At 69.7% G+C, this 15,073-nt stretch carries 16 protein-coding genes; 11 read left to right on the forward strand and 5 right to left on the reverse strand.

Annotation, left to right across the window (positions count from 1 at the left end):
• Positions 1-669, reverse strand: coding sequence for a YggS family pyridoxal phosphate-dependent enzyme (locus tag GTZ93_RS30010; RefSeq protein WP_139922056.1), 669 nt, complete (start codon positions 667-669; stop codon positions 1-3).
• Complete coding sequence (locus GTZ93_RS30015; RefSeq protein WP_120574923.1) at positions 666-1,259, reverse strand: Maf family protein; 594 nt, start codon at positions 1,257-1,259, stop codon at positions 666-668. Before GTZ93_RS30015 ends, GTZ93_RS30010 begins: the two co-directional genes overlap by 4 nt.
• A 64-nt stretch (positions 1,260-1,323) precedes the next feature.
• On the opposite strand from GTZ93_RS30015, the gene GTZ93_RS30020 reads away from it, so the two are divergent.
• Positions 1,324-2,424 (forward strand): GGDEF domain-containing protein, encoded by a 1,101-nt coding sequence (locus GTZ93_RS30020; RefSeq protein WP_139922054.1) that lies wholly within the window; start codon positions 1,324-1,326, stop codon positions 2,422-2,424.
• On the opposite strand, the gene GTZ93_RS30025 is transcribed toward GTZ93_RS30020, so the two are convergent.
• Positions 2,425-4,002 (reverse strand): peptidylprolyl isomerase, encoded by a 1,578-nt coding sequence (locus GTZ93_RS30025; RefSeq protein ID WP_139922052.1) that lies wholly within the window; start codon positions 4,000-4,002, stop codon positions 2,425-2,427.
• Positions 4,003-4,232: 230 nt separating this feature from the next.
• Here GTZ93_RS30025 and mreC point away from each other — a divergent pair, with 230 nt between their 5' ends.
• From mreC to GTZ93_RS30050, 5 genes are read left to right on the forward strand one after another with little or no spacing between them, the layout of a single operon-like run.
• Complete coding sequence (gene mreC / locus GTZ93_RS30030) at positions 4,233-5,099, forward strand: rod shape-determining protein MreC (protein ID WP_120574926.1); 867 nt, start codon at positions 4,233-4,235, stop codon at positions 5,097-5,099.
• On the forward strand, positions 5,096-5,596 hold the full coding sequence (locus GTZ93_RS30035) for a hypothetical protein (RefSeq protein ID WP_120574927.1): 501 nt from the start codon (positions 5,096-5,098) through the stop codon (positions 5,594-5,596). Before mreC ends, GTZ93_RS30035 begins: the two co-directional genes overlap by 4 nt.
• Positions 5,593-7,650 carry a penicillin-binding protein 2 gene (gene mrdA / locus GTZ93_RS30040; RefSeq protein WP_120574928.1) on the forward strand — a complete coding sequence of 686 codons (2,058 nt, stop codon included), beginning with the start codon at positions 5,593-5,595 and terminating at the stop codon, positions 7,648-7,650. Before GTZ93_RS30035 ends, mrdA begins: the two co-directional genes overlap by 4 nt.
• A 7-nt stretch (positions 7,651-7,657) precedes the next feature.
• Positions 7,658-8,785 carry a rod shape-determining protein RodA gene (gene rodA, locus GTZ93_RS30045; protein ID WP_167548497.1) on the forward strand — a complete coding sequence of 376 codons (1,128 nt, stop codon included), beginning with the start codon at positions 7,658-7,660 and terminating at the stop codon, positions 8,783-8,785.
• Between the two features lie 24 nt (positions 8,786-8,809).
• Positions 8,810-9,445 carry a PilZ domain-containing protein gene (locus GTZ93_RS30050; protein WP_390624963.1) on the forward strand — a complete coding sequence of 212 codons (636 nt, stop codon included), beginning with the start codon at positions 8,810-8,812 and terminating at the stop codon, positions 9,443-9,445.
• A 16-nt stretch (positions 9,446-9,461) separates the two neighbouring features.
• On the opposite strand, the gene GTZ93_RS30055 is transcribed toward GTZ93_RS30050, so the two are convergent.
• Entirely contained in the window at positions 9,462-9,803 is a 342-nt protein-coding gene (locus GTZ93_RS30055; RefSeq protein ID WP_139922050.1) for a hypothetical protein, read from the reverse strand.
• A gap of 438 nt (positions 9,804-10,241) precedes the next feature.
• Positions 10,242-10,568: a thioredoxin gene (gene trxA / locus GTZ93_RS30060; RefSeq protein ID WP_120574932.1), complete on the reverse strand. Its 327-nt coding sequence runs from the start codon at positions 10,566-10,568 to the stop codon at positions 10,242-10,244.
• Positions 10,569-10,743: 175 nt separating this feature from the next.
• Here trxA and GTZ93_RS30065 point away from each other — a divergent pair, with 175 nt between their 5' ends.
• From GTZ93_RS30065 to GTZ93_RS30085, 5 genes are read left to right on the forward strand one after another with little or no spacing between them, the layout of a single operon-like run.
• Complete coding sequence (locus GTZ93_RS30065) at positions 10,744-11,106, forward strand: hypothetical protein (protein WP_120574933.1); 363 nt, start codon at positions 10,744-10,746, stop codon at positions 11,104-11,106.
• A 55-nt stretch (positions 11,107-11,161) separates the two neighbouring features.
• On the forward strand, positions 11,162-11,974 hold the full coding sequence (locus tag GTZ93_RS30070) for a cytochrome C assembly family protein (RefSeq protein ID WP_139918064.1): 813 nt from the start codon (positions 11,162-11,164) through the stop codon (positions 11,972-11,974).
• Between the two features lie 2 nt (positions 11,975-11,976).
• On the forward strand, positions 11,977-13,320 hold the full coding sequence (gene hemA / locus GTZ93_RS30075) for a glutamyl-tRNA reductase (protein ID WP_139918066.1): 1,344 nt from the start codon (positions 11,977-11,979) through the stop codon (positions 13,318-13,320).
• Complete coding sequence (gene hemC, locus GTZ93_RS30080; RefSeq protein WP_139918068.1) at positions 13,317-14,258, forward strand: hydroxymethylbilane synthase; 942 nt, start codon at positions 13,317-13,319, stop codon at positions 14,256-14,258. Before hemA ends, hemC begins: the two co-directional genes overlap by 4 nt.
• Positions 14,259-14,269: 11 nt before the next feature.
• Complete coding sequence (locus GTZ93_RS30085) at positions 14,270-15,031, forward strand: uroporphyrinogen-III synthase (protein WP_139918070.1); 762 nt, start codon at positions 14,270-14,272, stop codon at positions 15,029-15,031.
• Positions 15,032-15,073: the final 42 nt, after the last annotated feature.

A 15,073-nucleotide genomic window follows, 5' to 3' on the forward strand; every position in this document is an offset into this window, starting at 1 on the left:
TCAGGCGCGCTCGCCGAAGATGGCGGTGCCCACGCGCACGGCGGTGGCGCCCTCCAGGATGGCCTGCTCGAAGTCGTGCGTGGTGCCCATGGACAGGGCCGTCAGCGCATGCGTCGCCGCCAGCTCGCGCAGCCGGGCGAAGCCCTCGCGCATCCGCGCCACGTCATCCGTGGGCGGCGGCAGCGCCATCAGCCCCACCACCTGGAGGTTCGGCAGCTCGCGCACCTGCGACAGGAAGCCGCCCAGCGCGTCCGGGGTGAGCCCGTGCTTGGTGTCCTCGCCGCCCAGGTTGAGCTCCACGTAGCAGGGCAGGGGAGGGGAGCCCGTGCGCCGCTTCGACAGCTCCGTGGCGACGTCCATCCGCTCCAGCGCATGGAAGGCGTGCGCGACGCGGGCCACGTACTTCACCTTGTTCGTCTGCAGCGACCCGATGGCGTGCCAGCGCAGTCCGTCCAGGTCCTTGAGCTCCTCTGCCTTGTCCCGCAGCTCCTGGGCGTAGTTCTCCCCGAAGTCGCGCTGCCCCGCGGCGTACGCCTCGCGGATGAGCGCCGCGGGCTTGAGCTTGGACACGGCCACCAGCGTCACCGACGACTCCGGCCGCCCCGCGCTCGCGCAGGCCTTCGCCACGCGCTCGCGCACCCGCGCCAGGTTGTCCGCCACGCTGCTCATCGCTGACCTTCCGTCCAGGGCAGCGGCATGCCCACGCGCTTCAGCAACGCCAGCGTCTCTCCCAGTGGCAGGCCCACGACGTTGGAGTGGCTGCCGTCAATTCCCTGCACCAGGAAGCCGCCCTTGCCCTGGATGGCGTAGGCGCCCGCCTTGTCCAGCGGTTCGCCGGTGTCCGCGTACCAAGCAATCTCATCCGGCGAGAGCGTGCGAAAAGTCACCTGCGTGCGAACCACCTGGGCGTCCCGGGCACGGCCGGCCACCGCGATGCCGGTGAAGACCTCATGGATCCGGCCGGACAGCCGGGCGATCATCCGCCGCGCCTCCGCCGCGTCCCGGGGCTTGCCGAGCAGCTCCGACCCCAGGGCCACGGTGGTGTCCGCGGCCAGCACCCATGCGTCCGGGTGTCGGGTGGCGACCGTGCGAGCCTTCTCCACGGCCAGCCGGAGCACGTAGTCCGACGCAATTTCTCCGGCCATCGGCGTTTCATCGATATCCGCCGCCGCCACGGTGAAGCGAAGGCCCAACTGGGCCAATAAATCCTTGCGCCGGGGCGATGCGGAGGCGAGAACGAAGCGTTCGGTTGGATCCATGGGCGGGTGCGGGATGTTTCGCGCTCGCGGGCCTTAGCAGACTTGCGCTCCAGAGGGCACCTCGATGAACCCCGCGGACCTCCTGTCGGCCATGAAGCGGACAGTGGAGCAACTGGCCGCCTACAACGAGATGGCCAAAGCGCTGACCTCCACGCTGGAGCTGCGCGAAGTGCTCGCGCTGGTGATGCAGAAGGTCAGCGCACTGCTCAAACCGCGCAACTGGTCGCTCATCCTCCAGGACGAGCGCAGCGGAAAGCTCTACTTCGAAATCGCCGTGGGGGAGGGCGCCGAAGCGCTCAAGGGCCTCCAGCTCAATCCGGGGGAAGGCATCGCCGGGGCGGTGTTCTCCTCGGGCGTCGCGCGGCTCGTCCACGACGTGGCCGGCGACTCCAGCTTCGCGCCCCGCTTCGATGAGGCCTCCGCCTTCCACACCCGCTCGCTGCTCGCCGTGCCGCTGGTGGCGCGCGAGCGCGTGCTGGGCGTGATTGAGCTGGTCAACGGCCCCACCGAGCCCGGCTTCACGCATGACGACCTCACCGCCCTGTCCGCCATCGCGGACTACGCGGCCATCGCCATCGAGAACGCACGCAACTTCCGCCGCGTCCAGGAGCTCACCATCACGGACGAGCACACCGGCTGCTTCAACGCGCGGCACCTGCGCGCGCAGCTGGAGCAGGAGGTGAAGCGCTCGGCGCGCTTCCGCCACCCGCTGTCGCTCGTGTTCCTGGACCTGGACCACTTCAAGTCCATCAACGACCGGCACGGGCACCTGGTGGGCAGCGCCACGCTCAAGGAGGTGGGGGACCTGCTCATCAGCCTGGGCCGCCACAACCTGGACGCCGTCTTCCGCTACGGCGGCGACGAGTTCGCGGTGATGTTGATTGAGACGGACAAGGAAGGGGCCCAGGTCATCGCCCAGCGCATCTGCGAGGCGTTCCGCGGCCAGCGCTTCCTGCGCGCGCAGGGGCTGGACGTGGCGCTCACCGCGAGCGTCGGGGTGGCCTCCTTCCCGGAGCACGCCACCACTTCCACGGACCTCATCCGCGCGGCGGACTTCGCCATGTACGCGGCCAAGGGCCGGGGCCGGGACCGCATCGCGGTCTCCGAGGCCCCTTCGGCGGAGGGGACCCCGATGGAGGTCCCCTACGCCCGCTCCGGCGGGTGACTACCCCGCGGCGCCCAACACCGAGTCGATGGCCTCGTTGTTGGTGACGACGTTGCCGCTCTTCTTCAGCGACTTGAGGAAGGACTCCGTCAGCTCGATCTGCTTGGCCTGACGGGCCTGGGTGCGCAACTCCTCCTTGCGCTTGTCGAAGCCCGCGGTGTCCGGCTTCTCGCGCTCCACCACCTGCGCGACGATGTTCGCCTCGCCCACGGTGAAGACCTCGCCCAGCACCGCCGGACCGCTGGCCTCGAAGGTGGCCTTCACCAGGCCCGGCGCCGGACCCAGGTGCGGCACGGAGTCACCCTGAGCGGTGAAGCTGTCCGTCTCCACGGCCTCCGGCTTCGTCTCCGCCTCGAAGCGCAGCAGCGCGGGCTGCTGGCCGGCGGGGACCGGGAACTGCTCCTTCAGGGACTTGCCGGCCTTCGCCGCCGCCAGGGCCTTCTCGGCCTCCGCCTTCGCCAGCCCCTTCGCCTGCTCCTGCTTGTAGAGGCTGGTGGCGATCTCGCCCTTCACGTCGTCCAGCTTCTTGGCCTGGGCTTCCTTCTTCTCCTCCACCTTCACCAGGTGCACGCCCAGCGCGGACTCCACCGGCTGCGTCACTTCCCCGGCCTTCAGGGCGAACGCCGCGTCGGCCAGCGCCGGGTCCCACGTGGTGCGCTCCACCCAGCCCAGCTCGCCGCCCTTCAGCTTGGTGGCGTCGTCGTCGCTGCTCGCCTTGGCCAGCGTGGCGAAGTCCTTGCCGCCGTCCAGCTCCTTGCGCAGGCCTTCCGCCTTCGCCTTCGCCTGGGCCTTCTGCTCGGGCGTGGCATCCGGGGCCACCTTCACCAGAATCTGGCGGGCGCGGATCCGCTCCGGCACGTTGTAGACGAAGCTGTTCGCCGCGTAATAGTCGGCGATCTCCTTCTCGTGCGTCTTCTGGAACTCCGCGAGCTTCGCGGGCGTGGGCGCGGGGACCTTGTCCGCGAACATCGTGGGCAGGAAGCGGGCGAACACCAGCTTCGCCTGGTTGCCTTCCTTCTCGTAGCGGGCGCGGACCTCGTCGTCCGACACCACGGCACCCGTGCGCACCACGTCCAGCATCTTCTGGGCGGCCATCTGCCGGCGCAGCTCCTGCTCGTACTCCTGGGGCGTGCGGCGGTAGAAGTCGCGCAGCACCTGCTGGTAGCGGGCGAAGTCGAACGCGCCTTCCTTGCTATGGAAGTCGGTGTTCTCGTGGATGAGCTTGCGAAGCTCCTCATCCGACGGGCTGATGCCGTGGCGCTCCGCCGACTGGGCGAGCAGCTCCGCGTTCACCAGCCGGTCGAGCACCTGCTTGTCCAGGCCGAACTGGCGGGCCACCGACTCCGGGATGGGGTTGCCCTGCGAACGCAGGAAGTTCATCTGCCGCGACCAGGCCATGCTGAAGTCGCGTACAGGGATCTCCTTGCCATTCACCGTGGCCACCGCGCTGGCGGTGGGCGCCTGGCTGCCCTTGTCCGCGAACCCGTTGCTGCCAGGGCCGAACTGGAGCGTGAACACCACGGCGATGCCGATGATGAACAGGAGGGAGAAGACCTTCCGGGGATTCAAACCGTCCATTGTGGTCACTTCACGGTCGGAAGCGCCCGCGAATCACCTTGCGGAAGGTCTCGCGGCGCCGTGTTGTTGGTAGCCCGGCCGGTGGGGATGCATGAGTGTCAACACCCCCTCATCCGGGCCTTGACTGCCTAGGACAACAGACCGGAAAATGCAAGCGATTCAGCCAGCTTAGCCCGACCCTCTCCCCCTTCCATCCGCGTCCTTCGCCCACCCCGGGAAAGCCCCCGTCCGTGCTGTCTCTTCTCAAGCGGTACCGCCGCTTCCTCCTCGTAGCCGCCCTCCTCCTGTACCCCCTCGGCGCCTTCCTGCTGGGCGGGCGGCGCGGCCGCGACCCGAACTTCGTCGACCGGGGCGTCATCGCGCTCACGGCCCCCGTGCAGCAGGGGCTCACCGCCGGCATCGACGGCGCCGTGGCCGCGGTGCGCAACTACCTGGACCTGCGCGGCGTCCGTCAGGACAATGACGCGCTGCGGCTGGAGAACTTGCAGCTGCGGGCGACGGTGCAGGCCCTGGGCGAAGCCCGCTCGGAGAACGGGCGGCTGCGAAAGCTGCTGGCGTACGCGGAGGCCGTGCCCGGGCCGGAGATTCCGGCGCGGGTGGTGGGCGTCAATCCGGTGGCCAAGCTCCTGTCGGTGCGGATCAGCAGCGGGGAGAAGGACGGGGTGTTCCGGGGCATGTCGGTGGTGACGCCGGACGGGATTGTCGGGCAGGTCATCCGGTCCACGGGCGGCTACGCGGACGTGGCGCTGGTGACGGATCCACAGAGCCGGGTGGCGGTGCGGGTGCAGCGCTCGCGGGCCCGAGGCACGGCGGCGGGCGCGGGCAGCGGCCCCCTGACGCTGGAGAACATGCTGCGCACGGAGGACGTGGAGGACGGCGACCTCATCATCACCTCCGGCACGGACGGCATCTATCCTCCGGGGCTGGTGGTGGGGCGGGTGACGCAGCTGGAGAAGAAGGAGCACGGCATGTTCCAGGGCGCGGACATCACTCCCGCGGTGGACACCAGCCGGCTGGAGGAGGTGTTGGTGGTGGGCAGTCCGTACAGTGAGATGACCGCCACCGGCGGGGCCTCCACGGAGGGCACGCAGAAATGAAGTTCCTGGTGACCGTCATGCTGGCGCTGGTGCTGCTCACGCTGGAGTCCGTGTTCGTCCAACAGGCAGGGCTGGTGCTGGGCCGCGTGGACGTCACGGTGGTGCTGGTGGCCTTCCTCGCGCTCCGGGCGAGCCTCACCGAGGGGGCGTGCTCCGCCTTCGCGGTGGGCTACCTGCTGGACCTGATGAGCGGCCAGCCCACGGGCCTGTTCACGTTCCTCGCGGTGTTCACCTTCCTGGTGGGCCGCCTGGTGGCGTCGTTCGTGGACGTGCGAGGGCCCGTGGCCTTCGCGCTGTTCGCCATGGGCGCGGACCTGGGGCACGCCCTCTTGTCCACGTTCTTCACCTGGCTCACGCTGAAGGACGGCTCCACGGCGCCGCAGCTCTCCGGCATGCCGGTGCAGCTGGCGCTCACGGGCGTGGCGGCCCTGTTGCTCTTCCCGCTGTTCAAGCGGTTTGAAGTGGCGCAGGAGCGCCCGGCGGGGTTGCTCCGTTGACGCCTCCGACCATTGGCAACACCACTCCAGGCCGGGACCTGAAACGCCGCTTCCTGTGGCTGGGCCTGGCCATGTCGCTGGGCATGGTGGCGCTGGCCATCCAGCTGTACCGGCTCCAGCTCATCCGCCATGAAGAGTACGCCGCCAAGAGCGTGGCGAACTTCGTGAAGGAGGTGCGCCTGCGCGCCGACCGCGGCGTCATCAAGGACGCGCGCGGCACCATCCTGGTGGACAGCCGTCCGTCGTTCGACGCCTTCGTCACGCCGGCCTTCTGCACGGACTGCTTCGAGCAGGTGATTCCCCGCCTGGGCGAGCTGCTCCAGTGGGACCCCGAGCAGCGCAAGAAGATTGAAGACCTGGTCCGCTCGAGCCGCCGCAACGCGCCCTTCCAGCCGGTGCCGGTGCGCGTGGACCTGACGCGCGACGAGTACGACCGGCTCAACGCCCGGCGGGACATCCTGGACGGCGTGGAGGTGGTGCCCGTGCCGCACCGCAACTACCGCGCGGACACGGTGCTGTCGCACGTGCTGGGCTACATGAACGAAATCACCCAGGAGGAGCTGGAGCGCCTCAACGGGGACGGCGCGAAGTACGCGCTGGGCGACTACATCGGCCGGCGCGGCCTGGAGCGCTACTTCGAGTCCAAGCTGCGCGGGCGGGACGGCGTGCGCAAGGAAGTGGTGAACGCGCGCGGCCAGACGATTGAAGAGCTCAACGACAAGCTGGGGGAGAACGCCGTCATTCCTCCCACGGCCGGCAGCAACGTGGTGCTCTCCATCGACATGCGCCTCCAGGAGGAGGCGGAGCGCGCGTTCCCGGGCGTGACGGGCGCGGTGGTAGCCATCGACGTGAACACCGGCTTCATCAAGGCGCTGGTGTCCCGCCCCGGCTTCGACCCCAATCTCCTGACGGGCCGCGTGACGCCGTCGCAGATGGCCACGCTGGCGAGGGATCCGCTCCATCCGATGATCAACCGCGTGGCCGCGGAGCACTACAGCCCGGGCTCCACGTTCAAGGTCGTGACGCAGCTGGCGGCCTTCAAGTCCGGGGCGTTCCGGCCGGAGACGGTGGTGCACTGCTCCGGCGGCTACCGGCTGGGCGCGCGCGTGTGGCGCTGCCACAAGGACAGCGGCCACGGGCCCCTGGACGGCCGGGGCGCCATGAAGGCGTCGTGCGACGCGTGGTTCTACAAGGTGGCGGACACCATCGGACTGGACCCCATCGCGGAGATGGGCAAGTCGCTGGGCCTGGGCCGCCCCACCGGCATCGGCGTGGTGGCGGAGGTGCCGGGCATCATGCCGTCCAGCGCGTACCACGACAAAGCCTCGCCGGGCGGCTACACCAAGGGCATGGCGCTCAACAGCGCCATCGGGCAGGGCGACGACAACGTGACGCCCCTGCAGCTGGCGCTGGTGTACGCGGCCGTGGCCAACGGCGGGAAGCTCTACAAGCCGCAGATGGTGCAGCGGCTGGAGAACCTGGACGGGCAGGTGATGGAGGAGTTCAAGCCGGAGGTGGTGTCTCAGACGGACATCAACCCCGCGCACCTGAAGGCCATCGTGGAGGGCCTGGAGGCGGTGGCGCAGGAGCCCGGCGGCACCGCGTACCGCGCGAAGCTCAAGTCGGGCCTGCCCGCGGACTTCCTGGTGGCGGCCAAGACGGGCACCGCGCAGGTGGCGCGCATCGGCGCCGTGCGTCTGAAGACGCACCAGATGAGCTACTTCGAGCGCGACCACGCGTGGTTCGCCGGCTTCGCCCCCGCGAACAAGCCGGAGCTGGCCGTGGTGGTGCTCAACGAGCACGGCGGCCACGGTGGCGTGGACGCGGCGCCCACGGCGCTGGCCGTGATGAAGAAGTACTTCGAATTGAAGGCGCAGGACGCGACGTCACCGCCGCCCCGCGCCAACCAGCCCTACACGCCGTCGCTGCCGCCGGCGCCCAGCCTGGATGAAGCCTCGCTCACCCGCGCGGTGCCGCCGCCCAAGGTGAACCTGCCGGGAGAGCCCATCCAGCCGCCCTCGGAAACCGGAGACGACAGTGCAACTGCGGATTGAGCGCCGGATGATGCCCCACGTGCCGTGGGGGCTCGTCGTGTGCGTGCTGGGCGTGTGCGCGCTGGGCATCTGGAACCTGGCGTCCGCGTCCCGGCCCCCCATGGCGCCGGTGTGGACCAGCCAGGCGCTCTACCTGGGCGTGGGCCTGGGCGCGGTGCTGATGGTGTGCCTGGTGGACTACCGCTGGATTCAGCGGATGGCCTTCCCCATCTACGTGCTCAACATCCTGGCGCTGCTGGCGTTGCGGCTGGTGGGGCATACGGCCAAGGGCGCGGAGAGCTGGTTCGTCATTGGCCCGTTCCGCCTGCAGCCCGCCGAGTTCATGAAGATTGGCGTCGTGCTGATGCTGGCCAAGGTCTATCACGACGACTTCCAGCCCAATCAGCCGTCCTACGGGCTCGTACGGCTGTGGAAGCCGGTGCTGGTGGTGATGGTGCCCTTCACGCTGGTGCTGGTGCAGCCGGACCTGGGCACCGCGCTGATGATCTTCCTGTCCTCCGGCACCGTCATCCTCTTCGGCAAGGTGCGCTGGTACCTGGGCGCCACCATCGTGGCGGGCGTGCTGGTGGGCGGCCTCATCATCTGGAACGACTACGTCCGGGAGATGCCCGAGCCTCGCAGCACCGTCGTGCGCCACTACCTCAAGAAACACCAGAGCCAGCGCATCTCCGGGTGGTTGGACCCGGAAGCGGACCTGCGCGGCAGCGGCTATCACGCCGCGCAATCCAAGATTGCCGTGGGCTCCGGTGGCCTCACCGGCAAGGGCTGGCGTGAGGGAACCCAGACAGGTCTGCGCTTCCTGCCGGAACAGCACACGGATTTCATCTTCTCCGTGTGGGCCGAGGAGCACGGCTTCTTCTCTTGTCTCCTGTTGCTCGTGCTCTACGGCGGCATCTTCATTCTCGGGCTGGGCGTGGGATTCAGTGCACGAGACCGTTTTGGAGCGTTCGTTGCGGTGGGGGTGGTGGCCACACTTTTCTGGCAGGTGTTCGAAAACATCGGCATGGTCATTGGCCTGTTGCCGGTGACGGGCATCACGCTGCCCCTCATGAGCTACGGCGGCTCCTCGATGCTGTCGGTGATGTTGTGCATCGGGCTGCTGGTGAACATCAGCATGCGCCGTCACATGTTCTGACGGCCGTGGAGGCTTCCGATGGTGGTGCAGAGGAAGGGTGTGACGACGGCGAAGGCCGGCACGGCGGTCCGCGGGCCGGAGGACACTCAGGCACCCCGGCCGTTGGTTCCGCCGGTGGGCACTTCACGCAACGTGCCCCTGCCCGGCGCGGTGCCCCGTATCGAGATGAACCAGGGGGAGCCGGAGCACCGGCACTTCCCGCGCGCGCAGCTGGCCACGCACTTCGACCTCTGGATGGAGGACGACGCGGGCGGCCGGCGCTTCTCCGCCGGGCTCACGTCCGTGAACGTGAGCGTCAGCGGTGCCTTCCTCGCGAGCACCTTCTTCCTGCCCATGGGCTCGGTGGTGCGCGCGCGCTTCGCGCTGGAGGAGGGGGCCGCCCCCGTGGAGGCTCGCGCGGAGATTGTGCGGGAGGAGCGTGGCCCGGAGGAGGAGGGCCGCAGCGGGTTCGCCCTGCGCTTCCTGGACTTCTCAGGTCAGACGGAGGTGGCGCTCGCCCGGCTCTTCCTGGGCATGCGCCTGAGGGCCTTCACGGAGGACTACCTCAAGTCCCAGCGCGCCCGCTCCCTGCCCAATGAGCTGGAGCGGGTCATCGACGTGATGGCGGCCTGGGAGCTGCTCAAGGCCACCACGCCCGGAGACCCCTGGCGCGGCGAGTAGGGCCCCGGCCCGGGGTTCAGGCGGGCTTGCCGGTGGCGATCTGCCTGCGGCGCTCGGCCTGGTAGTGCGCGGAACACAGGCCCTTGGAGCGCTGCTCGCGGGTGCAACCACTCACCGTGCAGCGGCGGTCCATGGGCACCGGCCCGCCCGCCACCGTCTTGGGGGGACGGCCGCGGCGGCGACCCGCCATCACCGCGCCATTGCCCGGCGACGCCGTGGCGGCGCCCATGCTCGGCATTCCCGTGTTCAGCGCGCGCAGCATGCCGCGGCCGATGGCATCACCCAGGGCCTCCGCCCACGACGTCAGGGCAGGGGTCAGCGGTGCTTGCGAGGTCAATTCTTTGCGAAGGCGTGCCATGAAAACTCCTGTAGAAACTCGCCAATCAAGACAGGCGTGTACTCGCGACTTCTGTCTGTTGTGGCGAACTCTGTCAACAAGACATGTTGGGGTCGTGTTTGACTCGTAATGCAATTTCAATGTCTGTTGAACAAAACACGACGGGAGGATCGCCCAGTCGTCCCTGTCGGGCGTTTGTCTCAACGGCAGAGAAATGTCTGCGTCAGGGGGCAACCTGCACCCGGTACGTGAAAGCCCTTACCGTCGCGGTGAGTTGTCTTTCTACAGACATATCGAACCGCCAGGCATGTCACGCCGGGGTGTCTGGTTGGGAGCCCAGACGCAGCGTCCCCTCTCACCGGGCGCGGAGTCTGGCGGTGAGAGCCAGCGGCGCCGTGGGTGGGAGGGGACGAAGGAGACGGCCGCGAAGCGCGGGCCCGTCACCGGGGACACACGGACTTAGAGACTCTTCCGGATCGCGTCCTCGATGCGCGACTTCGGCACCGCGCCGACAATCTGCTCCACGACCTTGCCGCCCTTGAAGAGCAACAGGGTGGGGATGGAGCGGATGCCAAACTGCTGGGGCGTGTCCTGGTTCGCGTCGATGTCCATCTTCGCGAACGTCACCTGGCCCTTGTACTGGGCGGACAGCGCCTCGACGGAGGGCGCGATGGCGCGGCAGGGAGCGCACCAGGTGGCCCAGAAGTCCACGAGCACGGGTTGTTGAGAATCCAGGACCTGCTTCTGGAAGTCCGAATCACTGATGTTGATCACGTCGCCAGCCATGTCGTCACCTCGTGTCTACTGCTTGAGTAGGATACGTCCTGAGCTTCGCGTCCGGCGGGTGCCAGGGGGGGCGGGAAGGCCGGGCCGCTTCCGGTGGAACGGATGCCGCATCTGGCCGGAGGTTGCACCCCATTTCCAGGCCCGCCGGACATGAGGGTGGTGTAGTCTGTGGGGCGTGACGAAGCTCTTCCTGTCCCAGGCCCAGCTCGAGGAGTGGGCGCTGGAGGACAAAGCAGACCTGCGCGAGGGCCGCCTGGTGGTCGCCGCCGAAGGTGGGAGCACCTGGCCGCTCACACCCGCTGTCCACGTGGTGCAGCTGGTGTCCGGGGAGGACACGCACCAACTGGTATCCCGGGTGAAGACCGAGGAGCAGCTCGGCCGGCTGGGCGCCGAGCAGATGGCCGACTCCATCCTGGTCGGGGACTCCGCGTACGAAGTCGTTCCGGGTTATGTCGCGGAGGTGGGGGCGCCCGCCCCCGAGCGCAAGCCCAATTCGGAGACCGACCTGCTGGCGGCCTTCATTCTCAATAAAATGTAAAACGGGCTGAGGCAGGACTGAATGCCTCCTCGGCCGGGGTTATGAGCCTGCCGCCATGAGCCATACGCTCGTCTCGCTCGCCTGCCACGCCTACGGCCTGGCCGCGCTCGTCTACCTCGCCTTCCTGGTCCGCCAGTCCCGGGTGCTCGCCGTCACTGGCCGGGTGCTGGTGGGGACCGGGCTGCTGATGCATTGCGTTGCGCTCATGGGCCTTCTGAGCGCGCAGGGGGGCCGGTTGGTGGGTCCCGCGCAGGGCATGTCCACCTTCGCCTTCCTGCTGCTGGCGCTCTTCCTGGCGCTGGATGTGCGCTACCGCAAGCCCGTCATTGGCGCGTTCCTCACGCCGCTGGCGGTGGCGGTGCTGCTCATCGGGATGCTGTTGCACGGCGGGTCCACGCCGCTGCCGGACGCGGTGCGCCAGCCGCTGTTGCCGGTGCATGTCACCATCGCGCTTCTGGGCATGACGGCCTTCGGCGTGGCGGCGGGGGTGGGCGTCATGTACCTGCTGATGGAGCGGGAGGTGAAGGCCAAGCACTTCGGGCTGCTCTTCTCCCGGCTGCCGTCCCTGGAATTCCTGGACACGCTCAACCGGCGGCTCGTGGTGTGGGGGTTCATCGCGCTGTCGCTCACGCTGGCGACCGGCGCCCTGTTCACCACCACGCTGCGGGGGCTCGCCTGGGCGCTCGAAGCCAAGCACGTGGCGACGTTCGTCGCCTGGGGCGTGTTCGCCGCGCTCGTCAACGCGCGCATCTTCGCCGGCTGGCGTGGCCGGCGGGTGGCGCTGCTCACCATGGCCGGCTTCTGCCTGGTGCTGGTCTCCTTCCTGTCGTCCTACGACCTGTCCGCCGCTGGCCCGGGGATGCCGTAGCCATGGAATTCATCTGTATCGGCGTGTCACACCGCACCGCGCCCCTGGGTGTCCGCGAGCGGCTGGCATTGCCTGAAGCCCGGCAGACGGAAGTGTTGCAGCGGCTGGCGCAATCGCCCGTGGAGGCGCTCTGGGTGTCCACGTGCAACCGCGTGGAGGTGTACCTGGCGGCCCCCAGCGCGGAGCTGGCGCGGGAGCGCGCGCGGGAGACGCTGCACTCGCTGGGCGGCGCGGAGGCGTTGGAGCACCTGTACGAGCACCAGGGCGAGGCGGCGCTCGTGCACCTGTTCCGCGTGGCGTCCAGCCTGGACTCCATGGTGCTGGGCGAGGCGCAGATTCTGGGGCAGGTGAAGGACGCCTTCGAGCGCGGTCAGGGCGCGGGCGCGGTGCGCGGTGAGTTGACGCGTGCGTGCGCGGCGGCGTTCGGTTGCGCCAAGCGCGTGCGCACGGAGACGGCGGTGGGTCGCGCGGCGACGTCCATGGCGTCCGCGGCCGTGCAGCTGGCGAGCAAGGTGTTCGACGGGCTCAAGGACAAGACCGTGCTGGTGGTGGGCGCGGGAGAGATGGGTGAGCTGGCGGCGCGGCACCTGAAGAACGCGGGCGCCGGGAAGCTCATCGTGACCAACCGCACGCTCGCCCGAGCGGAGGCGCTGGTGGCGGAGGTGGGCGGTGTGGCGAAGCCCTACGAGGAGCTCTTCACGCTGCTCGGCGCCGCGGACGTGGTGGTGACGAGCACCGCGTCGCCGGTGCCCATCTTCACGCGCGAAAATGTCGGCGCGCTGGGCAAGGCTCGCAAGGGACGGCCGCTGTTCATGGTGGACCTGGCGGTGCCGCGAGACATCGACCCGGCGGTGGGGACGTTGGACTGGGTGCACGCGTACGACGTGGATGACATCCAGAAGTTCGTCGCGGACAACACCGCCGCGCGCGCGGAAGAGGCGCACAAGGCGGGCGGGCTGGTGGCGCAGGAGGTGGCGCGCTTCGCCCGGGAGCGCGCGCTGCGCGACGGCATGCCCGTGCTGGCGCGCCTGCGTCAGCGCGCGGAGGCCATTGCCCGCGCGGAGGTGGAGCGCACGCTGCTGGGCCTGGGCGACGGCCTCACCGACAAGCAGAAGAAGAGCATCGAGGCCATGGGGCGAGCCATCGTGAACAAGCTGTTGCATGAGCCCACCGCGCGCCTGCGCGCCGTGGGTCCGCAGGGTGAGGGCAACCGGCTGGCTGGCGCCGCCGCGGAGCTGTTCGGCCTCACGGAAGCGGAGGCCGCCGCCATCGCTCCGGAGGAGCCCGCCGCCCCCCCACAGCAGGAGGCGCGCAATACCGTGGTGGCCACCGGGAGCCGGCGATGAAGACGGTGCGTATCGCGACGCGGGAGAGCCCGCTGGCGCTGTGGCAGGCGAATCACGTGGCCTCGCTCCTCGCCCGGCACAACCCCGGCCTGGAAGTCACCCTGGTGAAGATGACCACCGAGGGCGACCGCTTCCTGTCCGCGCCGCTGTCACAGGTGGGCGGCAAGGGCCTGTTCGTGAAGGAGATTGAACAGGCCCTGCTTGACGGCCGCGCGGACGTGGCGGTGCACAGCCTCAAGGACATGACGTCGGTGTTCCCGGAAGGGCTCATCCTGGCGGCGGTGCCGACGCGAGAGGACCCTCGCGACGCGTTCTGCGGCCTGGACGGGCTCACGCTGGAGATGCTGCCCGCGGGCGCGAAGGTGGGCACGTCGTCGCTGCGGCGCAGCTGCATCCTGCGCGCGCGCCGGCCGGACCTGGAGATCGTCTCCGTGCGCGGCAACGTGCAGACGCGCCTGCAGAGGACGCGCGAACTGCGGCTCGCTGGCGCCATGCTCGCGGCGGCGGGGCTCAAGCGCCTGGGATTGGACCACCACATCACCCAGGTGGTGCCGGTGGCGGAGAGCCTGCCGGCGGTGGGGCAGGGCGTGTTGGCCATCCAGTGCCGCGAGGCGGACGCGGACGTGCGCGCGCTGCTCGCCCCCCTGGAAGACGCCCTCACGCGCAACGCCGTGCGGGCCGAGCGCGCCTTCCTGGCGAAGCTGGAGGGCGGCTGCACCGTGCCGCTCGCCGGCCACGCCACGGTGGAGGACGGCCAGGTGTACCTGCGCGGTCTGGTGGGCCGGCCGGACGGTTCGCTGGTGGTGCGGGGCGAGGTGAAGGGGCCCGTACCGGAAGCGGAGCGGCTGGGCGAATCGCTCGCGGATGAGCTCCTGTCGCGCGGGGCAGGAGACATCCTGCGTGATTTCGGCCGCCGCGAAGGCGCGTCCCGCGCCTAGAGTGCCGGCCCGTGGACCGGCGACTGGATGGCATCCGAATCTTGGTGACGCGCCCCCGTGAGCGGGCAGAGGAGCTGTGCTTCCTCCTGGAGGACGAGGGCGCGGAGGTCCTCAGCCTGCCGCTGTTGGAGCTGCATCCGCCGGAGGACCCGCGCCCGCTCGCGTCCGCCGCCGAGCACGTGCAGCGCTACCACTGGGTGGTGTTCGCCAGCCCCTCCGCCGTGGAGTCCTTCCTGGAGGCCCTGCGGCTCGCCGGCACGTTGGACCGGCTGTCCCGCGTGAAGCTGGCCGCCGTGGGGCCGCGCACCGCGAGGGCCGTGGAGGGCTTTGGCCTGAAGGTGGAGGCCGAACCCCACGAGGGCACCGGCGCGGCGCTCTTCACCGCCCTGCGCGACGTGCTGGGGCCGGATGACGACGTGCTCCTGCCCGCGGCGGAGGAGGGGCGGCGGGAGCTGGAGGACGGCCTGCGCGACCTGGGCGTGCGTGTCACCCGCGTGACGGCCTATCGCAGCGCGCCGGCCGCCGTCGACCCGGAGGCGCTGGCCCAGCTGGCCGCGTCCCCGCCCCAGGTGGTGCTCTTCGCCTCGCCGCGCACCGCGGAGGCCTTCGTGGAGGGGGTGGGCCGTGAGCCGCTGGCCTCCGCGAAGGTGGTGGCCATTGGCCCCACCACGGCGACCGCGCTGACGCAGCTGGGAATCCCCGTGGCCGCCGTGGCCGAGCGTCCCACGCCCGAAGCGCTGGTGGATGCCACCGTTCGCGCCGTTCACGGGTAGACTGCGCGCCCGGTGACGTCCGGGCGCCCAGTCGGAGCGCCC

The organism is Corallococcus exiguus (assembly GCF_009909105.1).
Classification (GTDB): Bacteria; Myxococcota; Myxococcia; order Myxococcales; family Myxococcaceae; genus Corallococcus; species Corallococcus exiguus.

Coding starts and splice junctions, on each gene's coding strand:
- GTZ93_RS30010 (WP_139922056.1), bottom strand. CDS start 669: ATGAGCAGCGTGGCGGACAACCTGGCGCGGGTGCGCGAGCGCGTGGCG.
- GTZ93_RS30015 (WP_120574923.1), bottom strand. CDS start 1,259: ATGGATCCAACCGAACGCTTCGTTCTCGCCTCCGCATCGCCCCGGCGC.
- GTZ93_RS30020 (WP_139922054.1), top strand. CDS start 1,324: ATGAACCCCGCGGACCTCCTGTCGGCCATGAAGCGGACAGTGGAGCAA.
- GTZ93_RS30025 (WP_139922052.1), bottom strand. CDS start 4,002: ATGGACGGTTTGAATCCCCGGAAGGTCTTCTCCCTCCTGTTCATCATC.
- GTZ93_RS30035 (WP_120574927.1), top strand. CDS start 5,096: ATGAAGTTCCTGGTGACCGTCATGCTGGCGCTGGTGCTGCTCACGCTG.
- rodA (WP_167548497.1), top strand. CDS start 7,658: ATGATGCCCCACGTGCCGTGGGGGCTCGTCGTGTGCGTGCTGGGCGTG.
- GTZ93_RS30055 (WP_139922050.1), bottom strand. CDS start 9,803: ATGGCACGCCTTCGCAAAGAATTGACCTCGCAAGCACCGCTGACCCCT.
- trxA (WP_120574932.1), bottom strand. CDS start 10,568: ATGGCTGGCGACGTGATCAACATCAGTGATTCGGACTTCCAGAAGCAG.
- GTZ93_RS30070 (WP_139918064.1), top strand. CDS start 11,162: ATGAGCCATACGCTCGTCTCGCTCGCCTGCCACGCCTACGGCCTGGCC.
- hemA (WP_139918066.1), top strand. CDS start 11,977: ATGGAATTCATCTGTATCGGCGTGTCACACCGCACCGCGCCCCTGGGT.
- hemC (WP_139918068.1), top strand. CDS start 13,317: ATGAAGACGGTGCGTATCGCGACGCGGGAGAGCCCGCTGGCGCTGTGG.